Source organism: Dactylosporangium sp. NPDC050588 (assembly GCF_040654975.1).
GTDB lineage: Bacteria > Actinomycetota > Actinomycetes > Mycobacteriales > Micromonosporaceae > Dactylosporangium > Dactylosporangium maewongense.
Genome location: NZ_JBFAJA010000087.1, coordinates 26,876 through 50,196, shown reverse-complemented (window position 1 = coordinate 50,196; position 23,321 = coordinate 26,876). Strand labels below are relative to the sequence as shown.

Annotated in this window: 23 protein-coding genes; 9 read left to right on the top strand and 14 right to left on the bottom strand. The window is 72.7% G+C overall.

The annotated features are described in order from the left end of the window. Positions 1-12: 12 nt before the first annotated feature. The 3 genes from AB0I21_RS44940 to AB0I21_RS44930 are packed head-to-tail and all read left to right on the top strand — an operon-like array spanning position 13 to position 2,122. Positions 13-261 (top strand): PspC domain-containing protein, encoded by a 249-nt coding sequence (locus AB0I21_RS44940; protein WP_344505038.1) that lies wholly within the window; start codon positions 13-15, stop codon positions 259-261. Then, positions 262-990, top strand: coding sequence for an enterochelin esterase (locus AB0I21_RS44935; protein WP_360570180.1), 729 nt, complete (start codon positions 262-264; stop codon positions 988-990). It begins immediately after the preceding gene. Further along, positions 893-2,122 (top strand): hypothetical protein, encoded by a 1,230-nt coding sequence (locus AB0I21_RS44930; protein ID WP_360570178.1) that lies wholly within the window; start codon positions 893-895, stop codon positions 2,120-2,122. Before AB0I21_RS44935 ends, AB0I21_RS44930 begins: the two co-directional genes overlap by 98 nt. 30 nt (positions 2,123-2,152) lie before the next feature. On the opposite strand, the gene AB0I21_RS44925 is transcribed toward AB0I21_RS44930, so the two are convergent. From AB0I21_RS44925 to AB0I21_RS44905, 5 genes are all read right to left on the bottom strand, one after another. Continuing rightward, positions 2,153-2,374, bottom strand: a complete 222-nt coding sequence (locus AB0I21_RS44925) for a hypothetical protein (protein WP_360570176.1) — start codon at positions 2,372-2,374, stop codon at positions 2,153-2,155. 132 nt (positions 2,375-2,506) lie between these two features. Further along, positions 2,507-3,619 (bottom strand): FAD-dependent oxidoreductase, encoded by a 1,113-nt coding sequence (locus AB0I21_RS44920; protein ID WP_360570174.1) that lies wholly within the window; start codon positions 3,617-3,619, stop codon positions 2,507-2,509. A gap of 67 nt (positions 3,620-3,686) precedes the next feature. Next, complete coding sequence (locus tag AB0I21_RS44915; RefSeq protein ID WP_360570172.1) at positions 3,687-3,818, bottom strand: hypothetical protein; 132 nt, start codon at positions 3,816-3,818, stop codon at positions 3,687-3,689. Next, a complete protein-coding gene (locus AB0I21_RS44910; RefSeq protein WP_360570170.1) occupies positions 3,815-4,039 on the bottom strand; it encodes a sigma factor in 225 nt (74 codons plus the stop codon). The genes AB0I21_RS44915 and AB0I21_RS44910 overlap by 4 nt, the downstream gene beginning before the upstream one ends. A gap of 43 nt (positions 4,040-4,082) precedes the next feature. Next, the gene (locus AB0I21_RS44905; RefSeq protein ID WP_360570168.1) at positions 4,083-6,263 is read right to left on the bottom strand and encodes an acyltransferase family protein; all 2,181 of its coding nucleotides are present in this window, start codon (positions 6,261-6,263) and stop codon (positions 4,083-4,085) included. Between the two features lie 199 nt (positions 6,264-6,462). On the opposite strand from AB0I21_RS44905, the gene AB0I21_RS44900 reads away from it, so the two are divergent. Next, a complete protein-coding gene (locus tag AB0I21_RS44900) occupies positions 6,463-6,732 on the top strand; it encodes a hypothetical protein (RefSeq protein ID WP_360570166.1) in 270 nt (89 codons plus the stop codon). A gap of 47 nt (positions 6,733-6,779) precedes the next feature. On the opposite strand, the gene AB0I21_RS44895 is transcribed toward AB0I21_RS44900, so the two are convergent. After that, entirely contained in the window at positions 6,780-7,424 is a 645-nt protein-coding gene (locus tag AB0I21_RS44895) for a nucleotidyl transferase AbiEii/AbiGii toxin family protein (protein WP_354897416.1), read from the bottom strand. Continuing rightward, complete coding sequence (locus tag AB0I21_RS44890) at positions 7,421-7,759, bottom strand: hypothetical protein (protein WP_360570164.1); 339 nt, start codon at positions 7,757-7,759, stop codon at positions 7,421-7,423. The genes AB0I21_RS44895 and AB0I21_RS44890 overlap by 4 nt, the downstream gene beginning before the upstream one ends. 601 nt (positions 7,760-8,360) lie before the next feature. Here AB0I21_RS44890 and AB0I21_RS44885 point away from each other — a divergent pair. Then, entirely contained in the window at positions 8,361-8,522 is a 162-nt protein-coding gene (locus AB0I21_RS44885; RefSeq protein WP_360570162.1) for a hypothetical protein, read from the top strand. Positions 8,523-9,770: 1,248 nt separating this feature from the next. Here AB0I21_RS44885 and AB0I21_RS44880 read toward each other — a convergent pair. Next, positions 9,771-11,786: an MDR family MFS transporter gene (locus AB0I21_RS44880; protein ID WP_360570160.1), complete on the bottom strand. Its 2,016-nt coding sequence runs from the start codon at positions 11,784-11,786 to the stop codon at positions 9,771-9,773. A gap of 124 nt (positions 11,787-11,910) precedes the next feature. Between AB0I21_RS44880 and AB0I21_RS44875 the strand changes: the two genes are divergently transcribed. The 3 genes from AB0I21_RS44875 to AB0I21_RS44865 are packed head-to-tail and all read left to right on the top strand — an operon-like array spanning position 11,911 to position 14,412. Beyond that, entirely contained in the window at positions 11,911-13,536 is a 1,626-nt protein-coding gene (locus AB0I21_RS44875; RefSeq protein WP_360570158.1) for an ABC-F family ATP-binding cassette domain-containing protein, read from the top strand. After that, the gene (locus tag AB0I21_RS44870; protein WP_344505051.1) at positions 13,533-13,919 is read left to right on the top strand and encodes a PPOX class F420-dependent oxidoreductase; all 387 of its coding nucleotides are present in this window, start codon (positions 13,533-13,535) and stop codon (positions 13,917-13,919) included. Before AB0I21_RS44875 ends, AB0I21_RS44870 begins: the two co-directional genes overlap by 4 nt. After that, positions 13,906-14,412 (top strand): NUDIX domain-containing protein, encoded by a 507-nt coding sequence (locus tag AB0I21_RS44865; protein WP_360570156.1) that lies wholly within the window; start codon positions 13,906-13,908, stop codon positions 14,410-14,412. The genes AB0I21_RS44870 and AB0I21_RS44865 overlap by 14 nt, the downstream gene beginning before the upstream one ends. Positions 14,413-14,415: 3 nt before the next feature. On the opposite strand, the gene AB0I21_RS44860 is transcribed toward AB0I21_RS44865, so the two are convergent. After that, positions 14,416-15,759 carry a hypothetical protein gene (locus tag AB0I21_RS44860; RefSeq protein WP_360570154.1) on the bottom strand — a complete coding sequence of 448 codons (1,344 nt, stop codon included), beginning with the start codon at positions 15,757-15,759 and terminating at the stop codon, positions 14,416-14,418. An 84-nt stretch (positions 15,760-15,843) separates the two neighbouring features. Between AB0I21_RS44860 and AB0I21_RS44855 the strand changes: the two genes are divergently transcribed. After that, entirely contained in the window at positions 15,844-17,670 is a 1,827-nt protein-coding gene (locus tag AB0I21_RS44855) for a tetratricopeptide repeat protein (RefSeq protein WP_360570152.1), read from the top strand. Between the two features lie 3 nt (positions 17,671-17,673). Here AB0I21_RS44855 and AB0I21_RS44850 read toward each other — a convergent pair whose 3' ends face one another. From AB0I21_RS44850 to AB0I21_RS44830, 5 genes are all read right to left on the bottom strand, one after another. Further along, positions 17,674-18,159 carry a peptidase inhibitor family I36 protein gene (locus tag AB0I21_RS44850; RefSeq protein WP_360570150.1) on the bottom strand — a complete coding sequence of 162 codons (486 nt, stop codon included), beginning with the start codon at positions 18,157-18,159 and terminating at the stop codon, positions 17,674-17,676. A 358-nt stretch (positions 18,160-18,517) separates the two neighbouring features. After that, the gene (locus tag AB0I21_RS44845) at positions 18,518-19,978 is read right to left on the bottom strand and encodes a hypothetical protein (RefSeq protein ID WP_360570148.1); all 1,461 of its coding nucleotides are present in this window, start codon (positions 19,976-19,978) and stop codon (positions 18,518-18,520) included. A 259-nt stretch (positions 19,979-20,237) separates the two neighbouring features. Then, a complete protein-coding gene (locus tag AB0I21_RS44840) occupies positions 20,238-20,771 on the bottom strand; it encodes a hypothetical protein (RefSeq protein WP_360570146.1) in 534 nt (177 codons plus the stop codon). A 352-nt stretch (positions 20,772-21,123) separates the two neighbouring features. Then, positions 21,124-21,279: a DUF6131 family protein gene (locus tag AB0I21_RS44835; RefSeq protein WP_203853177.1), complete on the bottom strand. Its 156-nt coding sequence runs from the start codon at positions 21,277-21,279 to the stop codon at positions 21,124-21,126. 77 nt (positions 21,280-21,356) lie between these two features. Then, positions 21,357-23,318 carry a hypothetical protein gene (locus AB0I21_RS44830; RefSeq protein WP_360570143.1) on the bottom strand — a complete coding sequence of 654 codons (1,962 nt, stop codon included), beginning with the start codon at positions 23,316-23,318 and terminating at the stop codon, positions 21,357-21,359. Positions 23,319-23,321: the final 3 nt, after the last annotated feature.

Sequence of the window (23,321 nt, the reverse complement as noted above, 5' to 3'; positions counted from 1 at the left end):
AACCTTGAGGGCATGACCGAGATCAAGCGCCTCCGCCGTTCCCGCGCCGACCGTACCCTCGCCGGGGTCATCGGTGGCCTCGCCGAGTACTTCGGCGTCGACCCGACCATGGCCCGCGCCGTGTTCCTGCTCGCCGTCCTGCTCACCGGCGGGACCGCCGTCCTCGCGTACCCGATCCTGTGGATCGTCATGCCCGACACCCCGCCGGACGTCAAGCCCGTGAGCCCTGCGTCGGGCGGGCACCTGCCCTATGGTGCGTGAGTGACCGCGTTGTGCGTGCCGGTGCTGGGCGGCACCCTGGAGGTCCGGGTGGTGTCGCCGGCCGGCGGCGCGCCCGTGGTCCTCGTCGCGCACGACGGACCCTCCTACGAGGACGGCGCCTCCCTGTCCAGCGTCGCCCGCGGCGCGCACGTCGCGCTGCTGTCCCCCGGCGACCGCAACGAGTGGTACTCCGCGAACCCCGCCTACGCCGACGCCCTCGTCGACCGGGTGCTCCCGCGGCTGCCGGCCGGCCCGCGCGTCGGGCTCGGCGCCAGCCTCGGCGCCCTCGCGCTGCTGCACGCGGAGCATCACCGGCCCGGCACCTTCGCCGGGCTGTTCCTGCAGTCGGGGAGCTTCTTCACCGCCGAGCTGGACCCTCAGGAGTCGGGGTTTCCGCGGTACCGGCGGATCCTGGACTTCGTCGACGTCGCCGCGCCGACCGCGGCCGAGACGGTGCTGACGTGCGGGCGGGACGAGGAGAACCTGCACAACAACCGGGCCATGGCGCGGCGGCTGGGCGTGCCGCTGATCGAGGTGCCCGGCGGTCACTCGATGACGACCTGGCGCGACGCGCTCGGCCCGCACCTGCCACCACTGCTGCGGCAGTTCACGGATGGACGGGAGTTCACGGATGGACCATCTCATCGGCCTGCTGCTCGGCACGGAGCAGGACTGGCCCCGCGCGTTCGAGACGCTGATCGGCCGGATCGGCCCGATCCGCGGCCGTGACGGCGCCGACCACCGGCTGCGGACCGCGCGGGTGAGCATCGAGCCGTTCAACCTGCGCGACCGGCCCACCCACGACCTCGTGATCGACCGCCTCGCGTACTGGTACTACCACCCCCGCGAGTGGCTGAAGAAGATCGCGCTGATGGACGACGTGTACCTGCTCAACAGCCCGTTCACGTTCCAGTCGATGGAGAAGCACGCCGCGTACTGCGCGATGATGCGCCTCGGCCTGCACGTGCCGGAGACGGTCCTCGTGCCCTACAAGAACCCGGTCGACCACGCGAAGTGGGCGTACACCGCCGAACGCTACAACCAGCCGTTCGACCTGGACGCGGTCGCCGACGGCATCGGCTACCCGTTGTTCATGAAGCCCTACGACGGCGGCGCCTGGGTCGGGGTGTCCCGGGTCACCGACTCCACCGCGCTGCACGCCGCCTACGACCAGTCCGGTGAGCGCCTCATGCACCTGCAGCAGTCCATCGAGGGGTACGAGGTCTTCACCCGCTCCCTGACGATCGGCCCGGAGACGATGGTGATGAAGTTCCGGCCGGAGCTGCCGATGCACGAGCGGTACGCGGTCGAGCACGACTTCCTCGACGCGACGGTCGGCGACGAGGTCGTCACGATCTCCCGGCTCGTCAACGCGTTCTTCCGCTGGGAGTTCAACTCGTGCGAGTCCCTGGTCCGCGACGGCGTCGTGTACCCGATCGACTACGCGAACGCGTGCCCGGACGTGGCCCTCACCAGCCTGCACTACTACTTCCCGTGGGCGATGACGGCGCTCGTGCGCTGGTCCGCGTTCTGCGTCGTCACCGGCCGGCGCCCCGGCCTGGACCTCGACACGGCCCGCTACTTCGCCGTCGCCGACGACGCCTCGCTCGGCTACCGCGACAAGCTCACGGCGTACCGCCGCATCGCCGACGACTATCTCGCCGTCGACGACTACCGCGAGTTCTGCGACACCGCACTGCCGCACGTGCCGGCGCTGGTCGCCGAGTGGGTCGCGTCCGCCGACTTCGACGACCTGCTCGTGTCGACGGTGCGCGCCACGTACCCGCCGCACGAGCACGACCGGTTCATCGCCCACTTCCGCGGCCTCATCGACCTCTGGAAGCACGAGAACGCCGGCTGACACCGCGCCAGCGCGTGTGTGGATCGTCCGTCAGCTGCGGCGGCCGGGGCCCTTGGCGAAGGCCATGTACAGCGCCGGCCCGATGGGGAACGACACAATGATGATCATTTTCCAGGTCGAGCGGTCGAAGTGTCGTAGCTGACGGTCGGGCGTGGTGCTGAGGTCGGCGAGGCAGCGCGCGTCGATCCATGCGACCGCCGCCACGATCATCACCATGGCCGCCAACGCGGCCCATGTGCTGCTCTCGATCATCGGTCCTCATCTCACCGGCCGCCAGGCCGGGCCGCGTGCCGCACGTCCCTGCTCAGATCTCTTCTCACTGTAGGCAAGCACCTCTGAAAGCACGAGAACACCGGCTGACGCCGCCGTGTGCTGCCGGGCCTTCTACTCGTCGCGGGGGAAGAAGGGGAGCTCGAGGTGGACGCGGTCGGCGGCCGCGAGGATCTTCGCGGCGTCGTCGACCGGCGGGTGGATGTGCTGGTTGATCCGCTGCTTGACCTCCTTGCCGGCGACGCCCGAGGCCATCGCCCTGCGGTCCCAGCCCCGGGTGAAGACCGCACCGGCGCCGCCCAGGTCCAGACAGGTGACGTACGGGCCGGGGGTGAAGTCGCGCAGCGGCACGCCGAGCAGGTCGGCCGCGGCGTTGTGCCCGGCGACCTTGCCCATCGGGGTGGCGTGCCGGCAGGCCTGCATGACCGTGTGCCCGGCGTCGAACGCCGCCGCGGCCGTGTCCCCGGCGGCGAACACCTCGGGAAGGGCGCGCAGCTGCCGGTCCACCGGCACCCGGCCGAGATCGTCGAAGTCGCCGGAGATCTGCCGGGTGAGCTCGCTGGCCGTGATCCCCGCGCACCAGACCACCGCGTCCGCCTCGACCTTGGCGCCGTCGCCGACCTCCGTCACCGTCGTCCCGAAGCGGCGTTCGACGCCCAGCTCGTCCAGCGCCGACTCGATCTCCCCACGCGGGCCGGGGCCGAGCTGGTCCCCGACCACCGCCGACCGGTCCACCAGCAGCACCCGCCCCCGCGCGGCGAGTGCTGTCGCGGCCTCCAGGCCGACGAACCCCGCGCCGACGACCACGGCGGTGCGGTCCCGCCGGTCGCGCAGATGGTCGGCGAGCCGGCAGGCCCCGTCCAGGGTGTCGATGTCGAAGAGCCGTTCAGCGCCGGGCAGGTCCCGAGGCCGGACGAGCCTGCTGCCCGCCGCCAGCACCAGGCGGTCGTAGCCGATCTCCGCGCCGTCGGCCACCACCATGCGGCGGCCGGTGTCGATCGTGCTGACGGAGGCCCCCAGGTGCTCGACCCCGATCGGCGTGAGGATTCTGCCGAGCTCCACCTTGGCCAGGGCCGGTTCCGGCTCGTACAGGCGCGGCCGCAGCACCAGGTGCTCGCCCGGCGCGATGAGCGTGATGCGCAGGTCCGCCGCTCCGCGTGCCAGCGCCGCTCCCGCCGCGCTCCACACCCCCGCGAATCCGCCTCCGACGACCACCACGTGTGCCATCTGCTGTCCTCTCCCCGCCTCGCCCTCCGGGGATCGCAGGGTTCGGCAGGCAGACAAGGCGGCGGGCTCAGATGTGACCGAGCTTCTCGGGATTGGCCAGTCTGCGCCACGTCGTGATCCGTCCGTCGGCGATCTCCACGGTGTCGAGCCACACCAGCTCGCCGCCGCAGAAGGTCGCCAGGGCCGGCGACCCGTTCACCTCGACGATCTGGAACGCGTCGGGGCGCCTGATCTCGATCTGCCTGACCGCCAGCAGGGCGATCGTCTCGGCGCCCCGGACCGGCCTGCGGGCGGCGCGGCGGCGCGTAGCCAGACCTCCTGCGTCACGTCCTCCGCCTCGGTCACGGAGCCAAGGATGCGGTAGGCGGCACCGAAGACCGCGGGACGATGCGATGCCCAGTCGGCGTCCGCCAGCTCCACGCCCGGCCTCCCGCCCCCTCGGGTTCAGCGCATCGGCCCGATGCTACTTCGGCAGCTCCGCCTGGAGCAGCGGGGTGAGCAGCTTGACGTAGCTGGCCGTGACGTGGCTGCCGTCGCGGTACACCAGAGCGTTGCCGACGATGACCGGGCAGACCGTGTCGGTGCAGAACCAGGTGGTGGGGTCGATGACCGGGAAGCCGGCCGCCTTGGCCGCGTCGGCGTTGGCGGTCCTGCGGCCGGCGTAGATCGCGGTGGTGACCTTCAGCGCGCACTGCTGGACCGCGGCGGGGTGGGCGGCGACGCAGTCGGGAACGCTGGTGCCGCGCGGGTCCGGGGTGTCCTGCATGATGACCGGCTTCGCGCCCAGCTGCTGGATGCGTTTCGCGGAGCGGATCAGCGCGGCGGACCACAGGTCGTCGGCCTCCGCCTTGTCCCCGGCGGGCGCGCCGGCCTTGTCGACGGGCGGGTCCGTATACGTGCGGGTCGACAGCAGTACCAACGCCGGCTTGAGCTCTTTGATCTTCGTGAACGCCTCCTCGCGCCAGGTCGCGCACTCCGTGAACGCCCGCCGAGCGTTGATCTTGATCGTGTACGCGTCAGCGGGCGTGCACCCCGACTTCGTGAGCACGACGAGCCGCCAGTGCCGCTGCTTCGCCACCGCGTCGAAGGCGTCGAACCACTGCTCCGTGTGCGAGTCGCCGAACAACACCATCGTCGCCGTGCCCTGCGGGTCGCCGTGTTTATCGCATTGTTGGCTCAGGGCTGTCTTGATAGTCGTCTCGTCGAGCGACGCGAGGCAGCCCTTCGACCCTTCCGGGCGGTCGTTGGCGGCGGCGGTGACGGGCGGCGTCAGGTTCTGCGGCATCGCGGTCACGGTCGCGCTGGTCGCGATCAGCTCGAGGAGCTTCTTGCGCGCGTCGGCCAGCTGCTGCGCCTCCGAGACCGCGGACTGCTGCGACAGTGCCTTCGCCGTGTCCTGGGCGGTGCCCTCACCCTTCACCTCGTTCGGCAGCCCGAGGAAGATCGCCGCCGCGCCGAAGGTCAGCGCGGTGAGGGTGGCACCGAGGCCGAGCCCCCGCCCGGGGCGACGCTTGAACACGGGGTTGAACCGGACCCGGTTCTCCACCAGGCGCAGCGACAGCCAGGCGGGGATCAGGCTGCCGGCCGCGACCGCCGCCTTCGTCCACGTGCCGAGCTCCTGGCCGGCGATGTGCGGGGCGAGCATCAGCGCGGGCCAGTGCCACAGGTACCAGCTGTAGGAGAGCTTGCCGATCGCCTGCATCGGCGCGGTCCCCAGGATCGCGACCGCGCCGCGTCTGGGTCGCGCGGTGCCGCCGGCGATGACGAGCACCGCGCCGCCGACCGGGAGCAGCGCGGCCATGCCGGGGAAGCGCGTCGTCTCGTCGAACATGACCGCGGACGCGACGATCGCGCCGACACCCAGCCACGTCGCCACGGCCGCGCCGGGCACGGCCTTGAGCCGCTCCGCCGCCAGGGCGATGAGCGCGCCGGCCGCCAGCTCCCACGCGCGGGCCTGGATCCCGAAGTACGCCCACGGCTGCGAGTGCCCGGTCTGCCACACGCACACCGCGAACGACACCACGCCCAGCCCCGTGAGCGCGATCGCCGCCCGCCGGCGGCTCGCGGTCCTGCTGGCCGCGGCGAGCAGCAGCAGCGGCCAGATGAAGTAGAACTGCTCCTCGACCGCGAGGGACCAGAAGTGCTGCAGCGGCGACGGCTCCAGCTCCGCGGACAGGTAGTCGGTGCCGAGGACCGCCAGCCGCACGTTGATCCCGTACGCGGCCGCCGACAGCGCGTCGAACACCACGGCCTTCGCCTGCACCGGCGACATCCACGTCCAGGCGGCCGCGACCGTGGCGATGACGACGACGGTCGACGCCGGCAGCAGGCGCACGATCCGCCGCCCGTAGAACGCGCCGAACCGGATCCGCCCGGTCTGCTGCAGCTCCCGGAACAGGTGCAGCGTGATGAGGAACCCGGAGATGACGAAGAAGACGTCGACGCCCACGTACCCGCCGTGCACGAGCCCGAGACCGGCGTGGTTGGCGACCACCAGCAGCACCGCGACGGCCCGGAGGCCCTCGATGTCGGGCCGGAACCGGTCCGCGGCCGGCGCCTCCGGCTTGCCCTGCGGGCGCTGCGGGCGCTGCGGGCCTTGTGGGTTGACGTCCGTGGATCGCCGTTGCGCTTGATAGGTGGTCAACAACCCCTCCGGCGGTTCGGCACCGGCACACGGTAGCGGGTGCCTCCCGGCGCCTGCCTGTCAGGTGACCCGGCTCACCGGCGCCGTTCCCTCGTACCGGTGACGCTGCGGTAGCCCACGTCACAATCCGTAGTACGTGCTGGTAGCCGCTCGTACCGTCGATGAAGTTGACGCGTTCTCATCTTCCGGAGGTTGCCTCATGCGTCCGTACGACCACCCCGAATGGTGCGCCCGGGGTCACCGGTGCGGTCTCGGCGAGCACCGCGCCCACCCGGTCGTCATGGAGGTCGACGGCGTTGGCAAGGTCCTGCTGACCCGCGTCCTGGGCGCCAACGGCCGCGAGCGGATGGAGCTGACCGGCTCCGCGTACGTCACCGGCAAGGGCCAGGCCGCCCGCCGGCAGGTCGACCGCACGCTGCGCGGCTTCGCCACCGTGCTGTCCAACGAGGCCTCGCTGGCCCGCGCCTGACGTTCCGCTGATCCGTTTCGCTGATCCGTTTCGCTTGTCCGTTTCGCTCATCTCGGCCAGCTCTTCAGGCGCTGCCGCAGCTCGGCGACGCGGTCCGGGGCCAGCCCGTAGTAGGCGAACCGGCCGTCGTCGAGCCGGTCCAGGTAGCGGCCCGCGGCGGACACGTCCTCGTCCTCCAGCCCCGGGTCCTGCCGCCGGGCCAGCTCGAGCAGCTGCGGCACGGAGTAATGCTGGATCGCCGCGGCCACGTCGATGTAGTCCCGCACCTCCCGCCGGTTCACCAGCGCCGCCACCTTCGTGGCGATGAGGTCGTCACGGTGCATGACCGGCCCCACGTCCATCATCACCGGGCTCTCGCTCCGGTCGAGCCGGCTCAGCGTCAACCGCACCGTCCTGGCCCCGTCACCGACGGTGAACTCCCGCTGGTCGAACCCGGCGAACAGGTCGAGGAGGTCATCGGCCTCCTCCTCCTGTACGGTGTACCCCGCGCCCCGCAACGCCCGGCACACCGCGTCCGCGGCCCGCCCGGCCCCGCCGTCGGTGTCGGTGAACAGGTCGACGTCCTCGGTCGGCCGCGACACGAGCCCGCTCATCAGCCACGCGAACCCGCCCCCGAGCACGAACCCGTGCCGCTCCCCCACCGCGAGCGCGATCCTGGCCACCTCGGTGTAGAACGGGTCGGTCGTGCTCACCTCAGCCGCAGTGGCTGATGGCGGGCCTCCCACGCCAGCCGGACCCCGCGCGGCAGGTTCAGCTCGGGCCACACCCTGACGAGCCGGCGCCCGTTGACCCAGCGCCGCAGCTCCTCGACGCGGATCGCCTCCCGCAGCACGTTCTCGTACATCCACAGCAGCAGGTCAGGCTTGTCCAGGTCGAAGTCCCGCCGCGGATTCCACATCAACCGCTGCGGCAACTCGACAACGCCGCGGACCGGCCCCCGCAGCTCGGCAAGGGTCCGGGTGACAAGCGCCGGCCGATGCGGCCGCGCGAGAAACGCGACGCGCCCCGGATCCGTCTCGTCCTGCATCGCCCCGGCCCTTCCATGGTCCCTTGTAGTCGGTCAGTGTACCGCTGCCGTGCTTCCGCCCCACCGCTTGCGCGGCGGGTCCCGGCGGGGATTCTCACCCGACCGCTGTGCTTCCGCCCCACCGCTGCCGCGGCGGGTCCCGGCGGGGATTCTCACCCGCACCCCAATGCGCCGCTCCGCGACGCACAGCCCGCGCTGGCGCGCGTGGCTGGGATCGCGCGTGCGCGCCGCAACCGGTGGCCGGCCGCCGCACTGACCCTAGCCAGCAAGCATGCGCACGCCCCATACCCAAAGGCGGTGGGCCTCGGCGCTCGTCCTTCGGCTCGTCCGAATCGCCGAGGCTGCGCCCGCCGGGTGTGACGCGTCGCCCTGCGCATTCGCTTCCTAGGATACTAGGTGGACAGCTCCTCGGCCGCCGCCTGGCCCCCCGGATCGGATCGACATTGCGCAAAGGCCGCAAATCAGAGTATTGACCAACGTCTGTCGCGGGGTGCCGGACGGCGCCCGCCGGACGGCTACGGCTCGCGCCGCGGCTTCTCGTGTCCACCCCGACCATCCACCTCCGATGGGGAGCGGGCTCGTCTGCCACACGGAAATGGTGATGCTTTCCTTCGACTGGCCTGCTGGGTCAGGAGCGGTCGCCATCGGCCTCGTGGACACCGGCGTCACGATGCGGACCGTGCAGGTGATGCGGATCGGCAACGCTTCGCAGCGCCAGTCCCAGACCCGGCTGCCCTTGACATCGCCGGCCGACCAGGGCTGATGGCATCGCCCGACGCCCTGTAATCGGCTGCTGTGGGTGGCGTCCGCTGCCGTGGTGTGGGAACGGCCAACCAAATCACCTTTGCCCCCTGCCGACCAACGCCACGCGAGCCCGGTCTGTCGCCCCCACAGGCGTCCGCTTCCCGGGGCTTCTGCCGCAGGACGGTAGTAGGAGGCAGTGGGGGGCAGCAGACGAGCAAGGGGCAAGCGGCAGCAAGGTCAGCGGGCGTGGCAGGGCTCCCCAGCACGGATCAGCCGCAACCTACCACGGACCATCCGCAGCCAACACGACGCACGCCGACGCACCACGCAGACAGCCACGACCAGCCCCGCCACCACCACGGCGAGGTCAGCCAGCAGCTACACCGGGGCCGCGCTTGACAGACCCAGGAGCCGCGGCTGACGCCCGTCGATCGCGGCCAGCGGGCGGCGGGCCGGTCAGCGGGGCGCAGCAGGGCGGACCAACCACGGACCCACCGCAGCCAACACGACACGCGCAGACACCGCCACGCATACCGCCACAACCTGGCCGCCACCGAGGCTGGGCAAGGCCCGGCAAGGGCCGCCCCAGGCGTGGACGCTGCCAGGCGCAGGGGCGGCGGCTGTCGGCCGGCGGTGGTGGGTCGTGGCGCGGACAAGTGGGTGAGTGAGGAGCGGGCGGGTCAGCGAGCGTGGCGGGGCTCCACCTCGCCGTGGGCCGCCACACCGTCGGCCTCGTGGGCCCGGCGGCGTGGTGGGGGGCGTGGTCCGGGTGGGGGTCGGCGATGCCCTCCGCGGCGTGGGCGCCCGTCGCCGGCTTCTTGAGATCGGCGATGCGGCCCGAGCCGTTGCCATTGCTGTCGCCCGAGGCGGCTGGCCGGCCTTTGCCGGACAAGGTCGAGGTGAAACGGCGGGAGCGGCCCACGAAACGTCGGCAGCGGCGGGCGAGCGGACACCACCACGCAGACAGCCACGACCGCTGCCCACTACCACTGTGCGGCAAGCCAACGGCGGGCCGTTGGCAGGCGCAGGGCGGCCCGCGCCAGCGGTGGTGGGTCGCGGCGCGGGCAGCGGATGACTCAAGAACAAGTGGGTCAGGAGATCACGGCGAGGCAGGTCAGCCGGCGTGGCGAGGCTCCACCTCGCCGCTCCACCTCGCCGTGGGCCGCCTCGCCGTCGGCCTCGTGGGCCCCGGCTGCACGGTGTGGGGAGTGGTCCGGGCAGCGGATGGCTCAGGAACAAGTGGGTCAGGAGCAGACGGCGGGGCAGGTCAGCCGGCGTGGCGGGGCTCCACGTCGCCGTGGGCCGCCACGCCGTCGGCCTCGTGGGCCCCGGCGGCGTGGTGGGGGGCGTGGTCCGGGTGGGGGTCGGCGATGCCCTCCGCGGCGTGGGCGCCCGTCGCCGGCTTCTTGAGATCGGTGATGTGACCCGAGCCGTTGCCGTTGCCGTTGTCTGAGACGGCGGGTCGACCGTTGCCGGACAAGGTCGAGGTGGAAGTGGCGGGAGCGGCCCACGAAGCGTCCGCGGCGGCAGGCGAGGCGCCTGGGGCCACGGAGGCGGGCGCCGCGTCGGCGGCAGGCTGGGCACCCAGGTCGGCGGCAGAAGTAGCGCCCGAAGCGCCCGGGGCGACGGGGGAAGGAGCGCCGGAGGGGGTGGCGCCGGAGGCGGCGTCTTCGGCGGCGCGTTGCTGGGCGGCGGACTGGGAGCGGAGCGGGATCTCGGGCAGGAAGAGGATGACGACGAAGCCGACGACCATGATGCCCGCGGCGACCAGGAACACGACGCTCATGGCGTCGGAGAAGCCGACCTTGAAGGGGTGGGACAGGGCGTCGGTGAGGCGGTTGACGAAGGAGGTGTCGTTGAAGGCGCTCGCGCTGCCCGAGGTGCCGGCGGAGCGGATGGCCTGGACCTGGTCGGGGTGGGCGCGGGCGGCGGCCTGGAACTCGGGGGTGGTCTGGGCGGCGGTGAAGGCGCCCTTGATCTTGTCCGGCAGGAGGCTGAACAGGACGGAGAGGAAGACGGCGGCGCCGAGGGTGCCGCCCATGGAGCGGAAGAACGTGACGGTGGAGGTGGCGACGCCGATCTCGCGAGGGTTCGCCGCGTTCTGGGCGGCGGTGATCACGGGCTGCATGTTGCCGCCGAGGCCGAGGCCCATCAGGGCCATGACCAGCATGGTCTGCCACAGCGGGGTGTCGGCGCCGATGCGGGAGAACAGGGCGAGCGCGGCGACCATGAGCAGCGAGCCGATGATCGGAAACTTGCGGTACTTGCCGGTGCGGGCGATGACCTGGCCGGAGACGATCGAGCCGCTCATGATGCCCAGGACGAGCGGCAGGAGCATGAGGCCGGCCTCGGTGGGCGTGGCGCCCTTCACGATCTGCAGGTAGAGCGGGAGCGTGAGCAGGCCGCCGAACATGGCCATGCCGAGGATGAAGCTGCTGGTCGAGGCGACGGAGAAGGTGCGACCGCGGAACAGGCGCAGCGGCAGCAGCGCCTCGTCCTTGTAGGACCACTCGGCGACGAGGAACAGGGCCAGGCCGACGGCGCCGATGGCGAAGCAGAGCACGGAACGCCCGGAGCCCCAGCCCCACTCACGGCCCTGCTCGGCGACGGTGAGCAGCGGCACGAGGCAGACGATGAGGGCGACCGCGCCGGGCCAGTCGATGCGGTGGTCCTGGCGGCGGTGCGGGATGTGCAGCACGCGCATGACGACGAGGAACGCGGCGAGGGCGATCGGCACGTTGATGTAGAAGATCCAGCGCCAGCCGGTGACGCCGAGGATCTCGTCGGTGCCGGCGAAGAAGCCGCCGAGGACCGGGCCGAGGACGCTGGACGTGCCGAAGACGGCCAGGAAGTAGCCCTGGTACTTGGCGCGCTCCCGGGGCGGGACGATGTCGCCGATGATCGCGAACGCGAGGGAGAACAGGCCGCCGGCGCCGATGCCCTGCACGGCGCGGTAGGCGGCCAGCTGGTAGATCGTCCCGGCGATGCCGCACAGCACGGAGCCGAGGATGAAGATCCCGATGGCGAAGAGGATGAACGGCTTGCGGCCGTAGATGTCCGACAGCTTCCCGTACAGCGGGGTCGCGATCGTCGACGTGATGAGGAACGCCGTCGTCGCCCACGCCTGGATGGAGAATCCGCCCAGGTCGTCGGCGATGGTGCGCATCGCCGTGGACACGATGGTCTGGTCGAGCGCGGCCAGGAACATCGCCATCATCAGCCCGCCGAGGATCGTCATGATCTGGCGGTGCGTCAGCGTGTCTTCGCCTGTCGTCGAACTCAAGGCGGTCCCCCAATATACGTTACGAGCCGATGGCGTTCCGGAAATCAGGCTACTCCCGCCTACCCCGCGACGCGCACTGAGACACAATATGCGCGGGGTACGACAGAAACTGCGGAGGTAACTGGTGAGCGCCACGCTGGTGGTGAAGGAGCTCGCGGCCGGTCACGGCGATCGGGCGTTGTTCTCCGGGCTGGATCTCGTCGTCGCGCCCGGCGACGTGATCGGCCTGGTCGGGGCCAACGGGGCGGGCAAGTCGACACTGCTGCGCACGCTCGCCGGGCTGCTGCCGACCGAGGCGGGCGGCTTCGGGCTCAACCCGCCGACCGCGATCATCGGCTACCTGCCGCAGGAGCCCGACCGCCGCGAGGGTGAGACGGTGCTGCAGTTCCTAGCCCGGCGCACCGGCGTCGCCGACGCGCAGCGGCGGATGGACGCCGCCGCGGAGCGGATCGAGCAGGACCCGGACGAGTACTCCGACGCGTTGGAGCGCTGGCTGGCGCTCGGCGGCGCCGACCTCGACGAGCGCACCGCGGCCGTCGCGGCGGACCTCGGGCTGGCCGTGGACCTCGACCTGCCGATGACGGCGCTGTCCGGCGGTCAGGCGGCCCGGGCCGGGATGGCGTCGCTGCTGCTGTCACGGTACGACGTCTTCCTGCTCGACGAGCCCACCAACGACCTCGACCTCGACGGCCTGGAGCGGCTCGAGCGGTTCGTCCAGGGCCTCAAGGCCGGCGCCGTGATCGTCAGCCACGACCGGGAGTTCCTGGCCCGCACGGCCACCGGCGTGCTGGAGCTGGACCTCGCCCAGCAGCAGGTCAACTTCTTCGGCGGCGGCTACGCGGCGTACCTGGAGGAGAAGGCGATCGCGAAGCGGCGCGCCCGGGAGGCGTACGACGAGTACGCCGACACGAAGGCCGACCTCGAGGCGCGGGCCCGGATGCAGCGCGCGTGGATGGAGAAGGGCGTCAAGAACGCCCGCCGCAAGCAGCCGGACAACGACAAGGTCAGCAAGGGCAAGAAGATCGAGTCGACGGAGAAGCAGGCATCGAAGGCCCGCCAGACCGACCGGCTGATCGAGCGGCTCGAGGTGGTGGAGGAGCCGCGCAAGGAGTGGCAGCTGCGGATGGAGATCGCCGCCGCGCCACGCGCCGGGGCGGTCGTCGCGACGCTCAACCGGGCGGTCGTGACCCGCGGCGAGTTCACCCTCGGGCCGGTGGACCTGCAGGTCGACTGGGCGGACCGGGTCGCGATCACCGGCGCGAACGGCGCGGGCAAGTCCACACTGCTCGCCGCGCTGCTCAAGCGCGTCCCGCTGGCCGGCGGGACCGCGGCGCTCGGGCCGGGCGTCGTCGTGGGCGAGGTCGACCAGGCCCGCGGACTGTTCGTCGGGGCGAAACCGTTGCTGGACGCGTTCTGCGAGGCCGTGCCGGACCAGCAGCCCGCCGACGTACGGACGCTGCTGGCGAAGTTCGGGCTCAAGGCGCACCACGTCCTGCGGCCCGCCGCGAGCCTGTCACCCGGCGAGCGGACCCGGGCGGCGCTGGCGCTGCTGCAGGGGCGCGGCGTCAACCTGCTCGTGCTCGACGAGCCGACCAACCACCTGGACCTGCCGGCGATCGAGCAGCTGGAGTCCGCGCTGGACGGGTACCCCGGCACGCTGCTGCTGGTCACCCACGACCGGCGGATGCTGGCGGCGGTCCGCACGACCCGGCACGTCGACGTGCACGACGGGAAGGTCACGGTCAGGTGAGCGAGGAGTTCTGGACCGAACGGCACCTGTGCACGGTCACGACGATCCGCCGGGACGGCACCCCGCACGTCGCGCCCGTCGGCGCCACCTACGACGAGACGACCGGCATCGCGCGGATCATCACGTCGGGCACGTCGCAGAAGGTCCGCAACGTCCGCGCCAACCCGCGGGTCGCGATCTGCCAGGTCGACGGGCGTCGCTGGACGACCCTCGAAGGCACCGCCGTCATCGACGCCGACCCGGAGGCGGTCGCGGACGCCGAGCGGCGCTACGCCGACCGGTACAGGACGCCCCGCCCCAACCCGCAGCGGGTCGTCATCGTGGTGACGGTGACACGGGTGCTGGGCACGGTCCGGGTAGGTTCGCCGCATGGGAGTTCCTAGATACGTCCGGACCATGCGCGCGCACATCGGGCACGACCTGCTGCTCCTGCCCGGGGTCAGCGGGATCGTCGTGGACGACCGCGGCCGGCTGCTGCTCGCCCGCCGCAGCGACACCGGCGGGTGGGCGGTCCTGGCCGGCGTGGTCGAGCCCGGCGAGCAGCCCGCCGACGCGGTCGTGCGCGAGGTCCGGGAGGAGACCGGCGTCGAGGTGAGGGTCGAGCGGCTCCTCGGCGTCGCCATGCACCCCGTGCACTACCCCAACGGCGACCAGTGCGAATACCTGAATGTGACCTTCCTGTGCAGCGTCGCCGGCGGCGCCGCCACCGTCAACGACGACGAGTCGCTCGAGGTCGGCTGGTTCGACCCCGCCGACCTGCCGCCGATGGAGCCCTATTCGCGGCTGCGGGTGGAGATGGCGGTGCGCGACGCCAAGGAGGCGTGGTTCGCCCCGCCCGGGTCCCGGCACCCCGCGCTGGTCGAGCCGTCCATGTGACCGTCAGTTCTGCGGGGGCCAGGCCGGCGGCGGGTTCTGCGGGTAGCCCGCCGGCGGGTCCGAGCTCGGCGGGCCGCTGACCGGCGGCGAGGCCGGCTGCGACGGCACCTGCGGCGCGGGACCGCCCGTGCCGGGGACCGTCCACGGCTGCGGGATCGCGCCCGGGTGCGGCTCCGGCGGCGGGCTGGGATACGTCGGCTGCCCGAACACCGGACCGTCCACGGTCGGCGGCGGCGGCGCGGGAAAGCCGGTCGGGTGCGCCGGGATCCCCGTCGGCGCCGGACCCGGCGGATACCCGGAGGGCGGTCCGGACAGGGGCGGGCTCACGTCGTACACCGGCGGCGGCGCGAAACCAGGAGCAGCCGGCTGCATACCGGACCGATCCCCCACCGGGGCGGCCGCCAGTGGTGCCAGCCGGCGGCCGACCAGCTCCAGCAGCCAGACCGCGAGCAGCCCCACCACCGCGAGCAGCCCGGTCGTCAGCAGCGTCGTCGCCGCGTGCGCCCCCTCGATCAGCTGCCAGCGGCGCACCCCGTCGACGATGAACACGCCGAGGACGACGCCGAACACGCCCGCCCGGCGGCCGAACACGCTGACCCCGCCGAGCAGCACCGCGGCGAGCGCATACGGCAGGTGCCCCGTCTCGGTGAACACGGCCGCGCTGGTCAGCCGGGTCGACAGCACGCCTGCGACGCCGGCGAGCGCCGCCGAGCCGGCCACCCCGACCAGCGCGCCGGTCAGCTTCGCCGGCCGCCAGCGGGCGGGGTCCTCGCCGCCCGAGGGACGGTTCGCGCAGAGGCCGCGGCGGACGGCCGGCAGCGCGAACAGCACGGCTCCCGCGATCGACCCGGCGATGAAGACGGCGACCCACGCGCCGAAGCCGCCGGACGCGCGGGCGGCGCCGGTGACCGGGACCAGCCGGCCCTCGGTGGCCTGCAGCAGCGCCGCGGAGACGACGAACCCGCCGCCGAGCGTCACCGCCCACGCGGGCAGCGCGGTGAGGCCGGTGAGCAGGGCGAGCACCACGCCGACGCCGAACGCGGCGAGGACCGCGACCAGGAACGCGGCCGGCACGGCGGTGCCGTCGTTCACCTGGTCGGCGTACACCCAGCCGGCGAGGACCGCGATCGAGCCGATCGCCAGGTTGGGGGTGGCGGTGCGCAGCGACAGGGCCAGGCCGCAGGCGGCGAAGCCCAGGATCGCCAGGCCCGCCCACGACTGGCCGCGGCTGAACACGGCGGAGTTGGCGTTGAGCAGGCCGGCGACGACGGCGCCGGCGGCGAGCAGGAGCACCGCCTCCCAGACCAGGTGCGGTGCGAGCTCGCGCATGGGTCGGACCTCGGTCATGCGGCGACGCTACCGTGCATCGACGACCGACGCTGCCCACACGCCGCCCGACGTCATCCGTCCGGCGTGCTCTACTCTCCGCGGGTGGCCGACGATGTCGAAGACCCGGTGGCGCAGGCGCACGGCGAGCTGTCCCTGGCGCGGGTGGCGCTCGCCGAGGACGACCTCGAGCACGCCGCCAACCACGTCGCCGGCGCGATCGCGTGGGCGCCGGGGCTGCCGGAGGTCCACGAGCTGCTCGCGGCGCTGACCGTCCGGGCCGGCGGCGAGGTCGCGGAGCTGTTCCCGCTGCGGGAGCCGGCGTTCATCGGCACGGTCGTGGCGCGGGCGCACGTGACGGCGAAGGCGGACCCGATCGGGGCGCTGCGGATGCTGGCACAGGCGACCGGGTTCGACCCGGAGCAGCCGTGGGCGGACGTCAGCTGGGTGCGGGCCGCCGACCCGGCCGGCCTGGACCCCGACGACCTCGCCCGGCTCTTCGTCGGGGTGATGCAGCGGCTCGGCGACCCGGCGCCGCCGCCGGTGGCGAAGGCCAACGAGGTGTGGCTGGACCTCGCCCGCCGGTCGCTGCGCGCCCACCCCGACCACGCGCTGCTGCACGGGGCCTCGGCCGGGCTCGGCCGCCGGTTCGGCGACACGGCGGAGGCCGTCCGGTGGGGCGCCCGCGGGCACCGGCTGCACCCGGACAAGCTGACGTCGGTCTGGTACGCGTACGCCCTGCGCGCCGACGGCCGCCTCGACGCGGCGCTGAAGGTGATGCGCGCGGCGTGGCGGGCGGCGCCGGACGAGGTCGACCTGTGCGCCGACATGGCCAACTGGCTCGCCGACTCCGGCCGCGTCGACGAGGCGATCGAGCTGCTGGAGGAGGGGATGCGCCGCCGGTCGGACTACGACTGCGCGGTGCACACCGTGCACCGGCTGCGGTTCCAGCGCGACGGCGACGCGCGGCACCTGGTGGCGCTCACCGACTTCATCCGCGAGCACCCGGTCGTCAGCCACGAGCACGCCGACCTGGCGCAGGCGTGCGAGCGGCTCCCCTGGCTCGGCCGGGTCACCGGCCCGGCCGAGGCGTGCGTGAACACGCTGCACCGGATCCCGGCCGGCGAGCGGGGCACGATGGACGGCGGGATGTCGCTGTCGGCGCTCGAGGTGCCCAGCGCCCTCGCGGTGCTGCGCCGCCAGCTGCCGGGCGTCACGGTGCGGGTGGAGGGCGCGCCCGCCGCCGACCTGGTGCGGCCCCTGAAAGAGGTGCGGGTGCTGTGGCGGTACGACGGGACCACCGCCTATCCGACGGTCGAGCCCGCCGCCGCGGCCAGCCAGGCGCTGCTGGCGGGGATCGCCGGTCCAGTGTGGCCGCACCCGGTCGCCGCCTACGACCACGCGATGCCGCTCGGCGAGCTGCCGGTCGAGCAGCTGCTGTCGCTGCTGGTGCACCCGCCGGCGCGGCCCGAACGGTTCGCGGAGCTGCCCGACGGCTGGTGGGAGCGCTCGGCGCAGGTGTTCGCGTGCCTCGGCCTGCTGCACTGCGGAGAGCTGCGCAACCCGGCCGACCCCGGCGACACGGCCGCGCAGCGGCGGCTGCTGACCGACCTCGCGTGGGGCGTCGAGGACTGGACGACGGAGGCGGCGCTCTTCGCGCTGACGGTCGCGGCGTGGCTGGACCCGGCGTGCCGGGTGGAGGTCTGTGACACGGTCGGCCGCCGGTTCCTGGCCGCGGTGCGGGCGTCGCGGACCAGGGCGGTGACGATCAGGGACTCGCTGTCGGCGCTGGTGCGGATCGTGCCGGGCATGGTCCCGGACATGCTGGCCCTCGCCGCCGAGGTTGCCGGTGTACCGGCGGCGACCGCCCGCACGGAGAAGCCGGCCTCCCCGTCACGGTTCGGCCGGCTCTTCCGGCGGCGCCGGCAGTAGGCGTCAGCAGTAGCGGTACACGTCGGTGGCGCGGTTCATGGCGCTGCCGACGTAGGCGATCGACCGGTAGCCGACGCCGACGGTGAACAGCCCGGTGCCGTAGTCGAAGAACTGCACGGCGCCCCGGTCGAGGTTGTAGTAGGCGGACTCGACGCGGTCCTGCCAGCCGTACGTGGCGAGGCTCTGCCAGGAGCAGGAGGACAGCTTGCCGCGCGGGTAGCCGTAGTCCGGGCGGTCATAGAAGCAGAACCAGCCCTTGGGGCAGTCGACGTAGGCGTTCGTGTGTTCCGGCTCCTGCACCGGCGGAGTCAGGGTGACGACGAACCGGCCGCCGTCGTAGCTGATCTCGTTCGGGGCGACGAGGGTCCCGCCGGGGTGTTCGGCGAGGTACGACGCGGTGCCCGGCGCGACGGGCGCGGCCGCCGCGGGTGCGGCGGCGATGGTGACGGCGGCGGTGACGAGACAGGCGAGTGTCAGAGTACGGAGCATGGCTGAACCCCCACGTTTCAGCGGACCGGGACGCGGTGCGGTGACCGCGTGTCACCTCGCGGATCCCCCCGGACCGTTCGTGGTGCACGCCGTCACGGTGACGCTATGCGCGACGCTCCGTGGTCACCATGGACACGTGCGGACTGTGGCATGAATGAATATGCCCCAGCTCTGCCCGGCGTGTGGGATTGGCCGGATTCTCCGCGGATTCTCCGCAGTTCGTACGGACCGTAACGGCGGCGGGCATGGGGCCCCACCTGCGCCGGATCCGGCGCGACCGGCGACGAGCCTGACGGACCGTGACGAACGGCCGGCCGCCCTCTGGGCGACCGGCCGCTGCTGCAAGTTGCAGGTCCGCTCAGTCCGGCAGGTCGTCCCAGACCGAGCGCAGGTAGATGACCCGCCGCGTGAGCAGGTAGGTCAGGTCGCGCTGCCGCTCCAGGGTCTCGTGTGCCAGCAGCCGCCCGTCGCGCTGGTCGAAGACGAGGGTCTCCCGGACGCCGGCGGGGGTGTCGGCGCTGAACGCCTTGCCGGGCAGGCCGAGCTTCTCCACCGTCACCTTGCCGGTGAACTGGAGGTCGGCCGCGCCGCGCAGCATCCGCAGGACCGCGACGCGTTCGGCCCGGTGCAGCGGGTACGTGTCGCACAGGTCGCCGACGCCGAGCAGCAGCACGGTCGCGCCGCCGGGCTTGCGCAACGCCTCCAGGACGTGTTGCAGCTCGGTCGGGTCGGCGCTGGGTGGACCGGCCGAGTACTTGGGCACGCCGGGTGGCAGCTCGTCCGGGTCCGCCGGCGCCCCGGTGCCGGTGACGACGCGGCGCCCGGGAGCGGTCGGCGACCAGTCGAGCTCCTCCTTCACCTCTCCGGTGACGCCGTCGTACGTGGGTGCGGGGCCGAACGTGGTGAGGAGGAAGTCGACGTGGGCGATGCTGCCCGTGGTGTCCGGCACCCGTTCGGTGGCGGCGATGATGGCGTCGAGCTCCATGGCGGCTGGCGTGGCGGCGGGCGGGCTGATCGGCGGTGGGGAGGAGCCGGTCGCGCCGCGGCCCGGGAGGCCGCCGGTGGAGCGCGCGTCGTCCTTGTCGGCGCCGAGCAGGTACCCGCCCGCGCCGACGATCAGGGCAACGCCCGCCAGCAGCGCCGTGCGGCGGGACACGAGCGGCTTCGGCGGCGCCGGCGGTTCCGGCGCCGACGCCGGCTCCGGTGGCAACCGGTCGAGGTGGGCCTTCCAGTGCAGCACGTCGTCGGGGGTGCCGCCGCCGAGGTAGACGCGCCAGAGCAGCGCCGCGTCGGAGCACGCCTCGGCGAGCAGCTGCGCCTCGTCCGGCACGGGACCCGGCAGTTCCTTCGGCACCGGGTGCTTGAGCGCCTCGGCGCGGCGCCGGAGGACCTCCTGGTCGGTGACACCGTCGGCGGCGAGGGCCGCGCCGGCCGCGCTCCGCATCGCGGGGCGGTCGTCGACGCCGGTGAGGTCGGGCCGGAAGAGCGCCGCGCGGCGCTCGTACTCGGCATGATCGGGGCACCATTGCGTGATGGGCGTGCCGTCCCGCGCGACGGCGGTGAGGAACGCGGTGCACTGCTGGACGGTGGGGAGCCGCTTCGGGCTGGCGACGTCGCAGGCGACGGTCTCGCTCATCCGTGCGGCCTTGCCGACGGCCTTGTACGACGGGCTGCCTCCGGCGACCCGCGCCGCGCGGGCCCGGCGGGCGTGTTGCGCGGCCGGGCCGAAGCTGGTGACGGGGGCTTCCCGCCGGCCGGGTTTCCTGCCGTCGGTGGGCGGGGGCTGGGCGTGGTTGTTCGCGCCTCGGGGTTCGGTCATGACTTCCGTTTCCGGTGCGTGCGATTCTCGAGTTTCCACCCGGCGGGGACGCCCTACTGAGGGTTTGTAGGGCGCCGCCTCACCGGATCAGCGATCTTCAGGGCGCGGGATGCGTCAATGTGCCGCCCGTTTGCAGCCGTACGGCACGCTTCCCGACTCGCGGCAGTTTGCCACCAGGACTGTGGGGTTCGCCACTCAAACAATCGACCGGATAGCCGACACATCGTCGGGGTTCGATTGCTCCCGGGCTGTCCGACCGTCAGCGCAGCGGTGACCGGGTGGCGGAAAGCGATCGGTCCGTCCGGCGCCGACCAGCAACTGCAGGGCCGCCGCCGCCGGCCACATCGGCGAGCGTCGCTGGCCTGACCTCGGTGGGAACCGCACCGTCCGACCCTGGATGCGTTGACAACAATGAGGTAACGTCGCCGCATTCGGTAACGCCACGGTCACGCGGCCTGAGGTCAGGGGTGTCGAGCGGACCGTTGAGCTCCCGGTCGGACCTTCTCGAGGGTTCAGCGATCTGGGGACGGGGGTCTTTCGTTGCAGCGGGAGGCCCCCACTGCCGTCGCGGTCGCCGGGTTGCCGTTGCGCCGCGCCGGCGGCGGACGAGTCGCTCCGCGGCGGCCGCGCACGCGACGACCAGGGCGGTGACCTCGGCGGGTCCGGCGCCCCGGACGACGGTGAGGGCCGCGAGGCCGAAGACGGCGGCGAGCGCGGCGATGGTGATGGCGGCGCCGGACCGGTCTTCGGCGCGGCGGTCGTCGTGCGGGTCTTCCGTGTCCGCTGTGCCCATGTGATCCTCCTAATCGGGCACCCCGCGTGATCATTCAGGCGGGGTAAGCCAACATCATCGGAGGCCCGGCGTGATCAACAACAGAGCGTGATCTCCGGGATTTCGCCGCGTTCCCGGTCGAATTCCACGGTCATTCGTATCCGAATGAAAGATTGATGGCACCGCAGCTTGCGGCGGTTGTCCATGGATCGGCGACAGAGGAACAGGATTGTCCGCGCGGAGAATCCGGAGAATTCCAGGAGGCTCTGCGGCACGCACCGTCACTCTACAGCCATATGGCCACAGCTGGCAAGGGGTCCGGACACGGCGATGGCCGGCGGGAAGCCGCCGGCCATCGGGTCGCGTAGGAGGGTCACCAATAGTGACGGCGCCCGGCGAGGGGGCGGCCGACGGCACCCAGGATCCACAGCACCGCGCCCACGATCAGCAACACGATGCCGATCGTTTCCAGGATGCCGACGTGCAGGAAGAGCCCGAGCAGGAACAGGATCAGGCCGAGGACGATCATCTTCAGCTCCCGGGGAGGAGGGGGTGTTGCATGGACGCTCTTCAGGTACCCCTCCCCCTCGACTTCTGAAACACCGATCACCCGCGGCGGCCCCGGCGGGCTCGGATGTAGTCGGAGACGACATATCTGCCCAGGTCATCGGCGTCCGGGGTGAAGACCCGCCCGCCGCTGCGCCGGGCGACGGCATCGACGAAGCGGCGCAGGCCGGGGTCCTCGCCGAGCATGAACAGGTTGAGCACCGCGCCGTAGCGGGTGAGCTGGTCGACCTCGTGCACGGTCGCGGTGACCGTCTCGCGGGTCGACGGCCAGCGGAAGTACGACGTGCCGTCCTCGAGCAGGTGCGCGGTCGGCTCACCGTCGGTGACGACGAGGACGACCGGGTCGGAGCCCGGGTGCCGGCGCAGGTGCCGCCCCGCGAGCATGAGCGCGTGCTGCAGGTTGGTGCCCTGCACGTAGTCGGGCTCGACGGCCGCCAGCTCCTCGACGGACAGCTTCGTCGCGTACCGGCCGAACCCGATGATCTGGAGGGCGTCCTGCGGGAAGCGGGTCGCGACGAGGTGGGACAGCGCCAGCGCGGCCTGCTTCATCGGTCCCCAGCGGCCGTCGGCCATCATCGAGAAGGACAGGTCGACGCAGAGCGCGACGGCGGCGGACACCCGCCGCTCGGTCTCGGCGATCTCGAAGTCCTCGACGTCCAGCCCGATCGGCAGGACGGCGGTGCCGCCGGTGGCCTGGCGGCGCACGGCGTTGCCGATGGTGCGCACGACGTCGATCGGCTGCTCGTCGCCGTACTGCCAGCGCCGGGACGCCCCGGTGAGCTCGCCCGCGGCGCCGGCGTCGCGCAGGTCGTGCTGCCCGCGCCGGCCGGCGGTGAGGTCGGCAAAGACGGTGCGCAGCGCGGTGCCGCCGAGCCGGCGCAGCGCCTTCGGGCTGAGCGTGAGCCCGTCGGCGCCGCGGGTGACCCAGCCCTGGCGGCGCAGCTGCTGCTCCAGCTCCCGCAGCCGGCGCAGGTCGTCGGCGGCGGAGCGGCCGAGCTGCCGTTCGACGGACTCGACGTCGACGTCGTCGAGGGTGGCGCCGGGGTGCTCCTGGCCGAGCTGGTCGATCAGGTCGTCGAGGTCGCCGATCTCCTCCAGGGCGCCGGCGGCCTCGCCGTAGCCGAGGTCGCGGTCGCCGCGGACCCGCTCGCCGCGGCCCCAGTTCAGGTCGGGGCGCAGCGCGCGGAGGTTGTCGGTGAGGGCGGCCATCTCCCCGGCGAGGCTGCCGAGGGACTGCTCCATCAGCGACTGCAGCTCGGCGCGCTGCTGCGGGCTGAGCGAGCGCATGAGCCGCTCCCCGGCGGCGGCGCGGCGGGCGAGCGCGTCCACGAGCTCGTCCACCGATCCGGGCCGCTCGGGGAAGAAGTCGCCGTGCTGCGCCATGAACTGCGCGAACGCGTCGTCGGTGTTCTCCCCGCGGGCGTGCTTGGCGAGCAGTTCGTTGAGGTCCTGCAGCATGTCCCGCATCCGCGCGGCCATCGCGGGGTCCTGCAGCGCCTCCTTCATGCCCTGGAAGCGCTGCCCGACGACCTCGTCGCGCAGCTGGTCGAGGATCTGGTCGTAGAGCGCCTTCGCCTCCGGCGACGTCCACTGGTATTCGGACAACTCCGATACCGCCCGGGACGTGGAGCGCGGCAGGTTGGCCAACTGCGCCTCCGCGAACCGGGCGTCGTCGGAGTCGATCGCCGTCAGGGCGTCGCGTTCGGTGGCGACCGCCTGGTCGAGCAGCTGCTGGGCGCGGGTGACGGCGCCGTCGAGGTCGCCGCGGCGCATCGCCTCGCGCCGCAGCCGCCGCGCCCTGGCGAGCAGGTCGTCGAGGCCGCGACCGCCGTCGGGTCCCTGGGGACCACTGCGCAGCAGGTTGCGCAGGGCGTCGCGGAGGCTGCCGCCGTCGAGGACCTCGGCGCCGACCTGGTCGACGGCGGCACGCACGTCGTACGGCGGGGCGAGCGGGTCGGGCCCGCCGCGCCACGCCCCGTACCGGAACCTGTTGTGACGCACGTG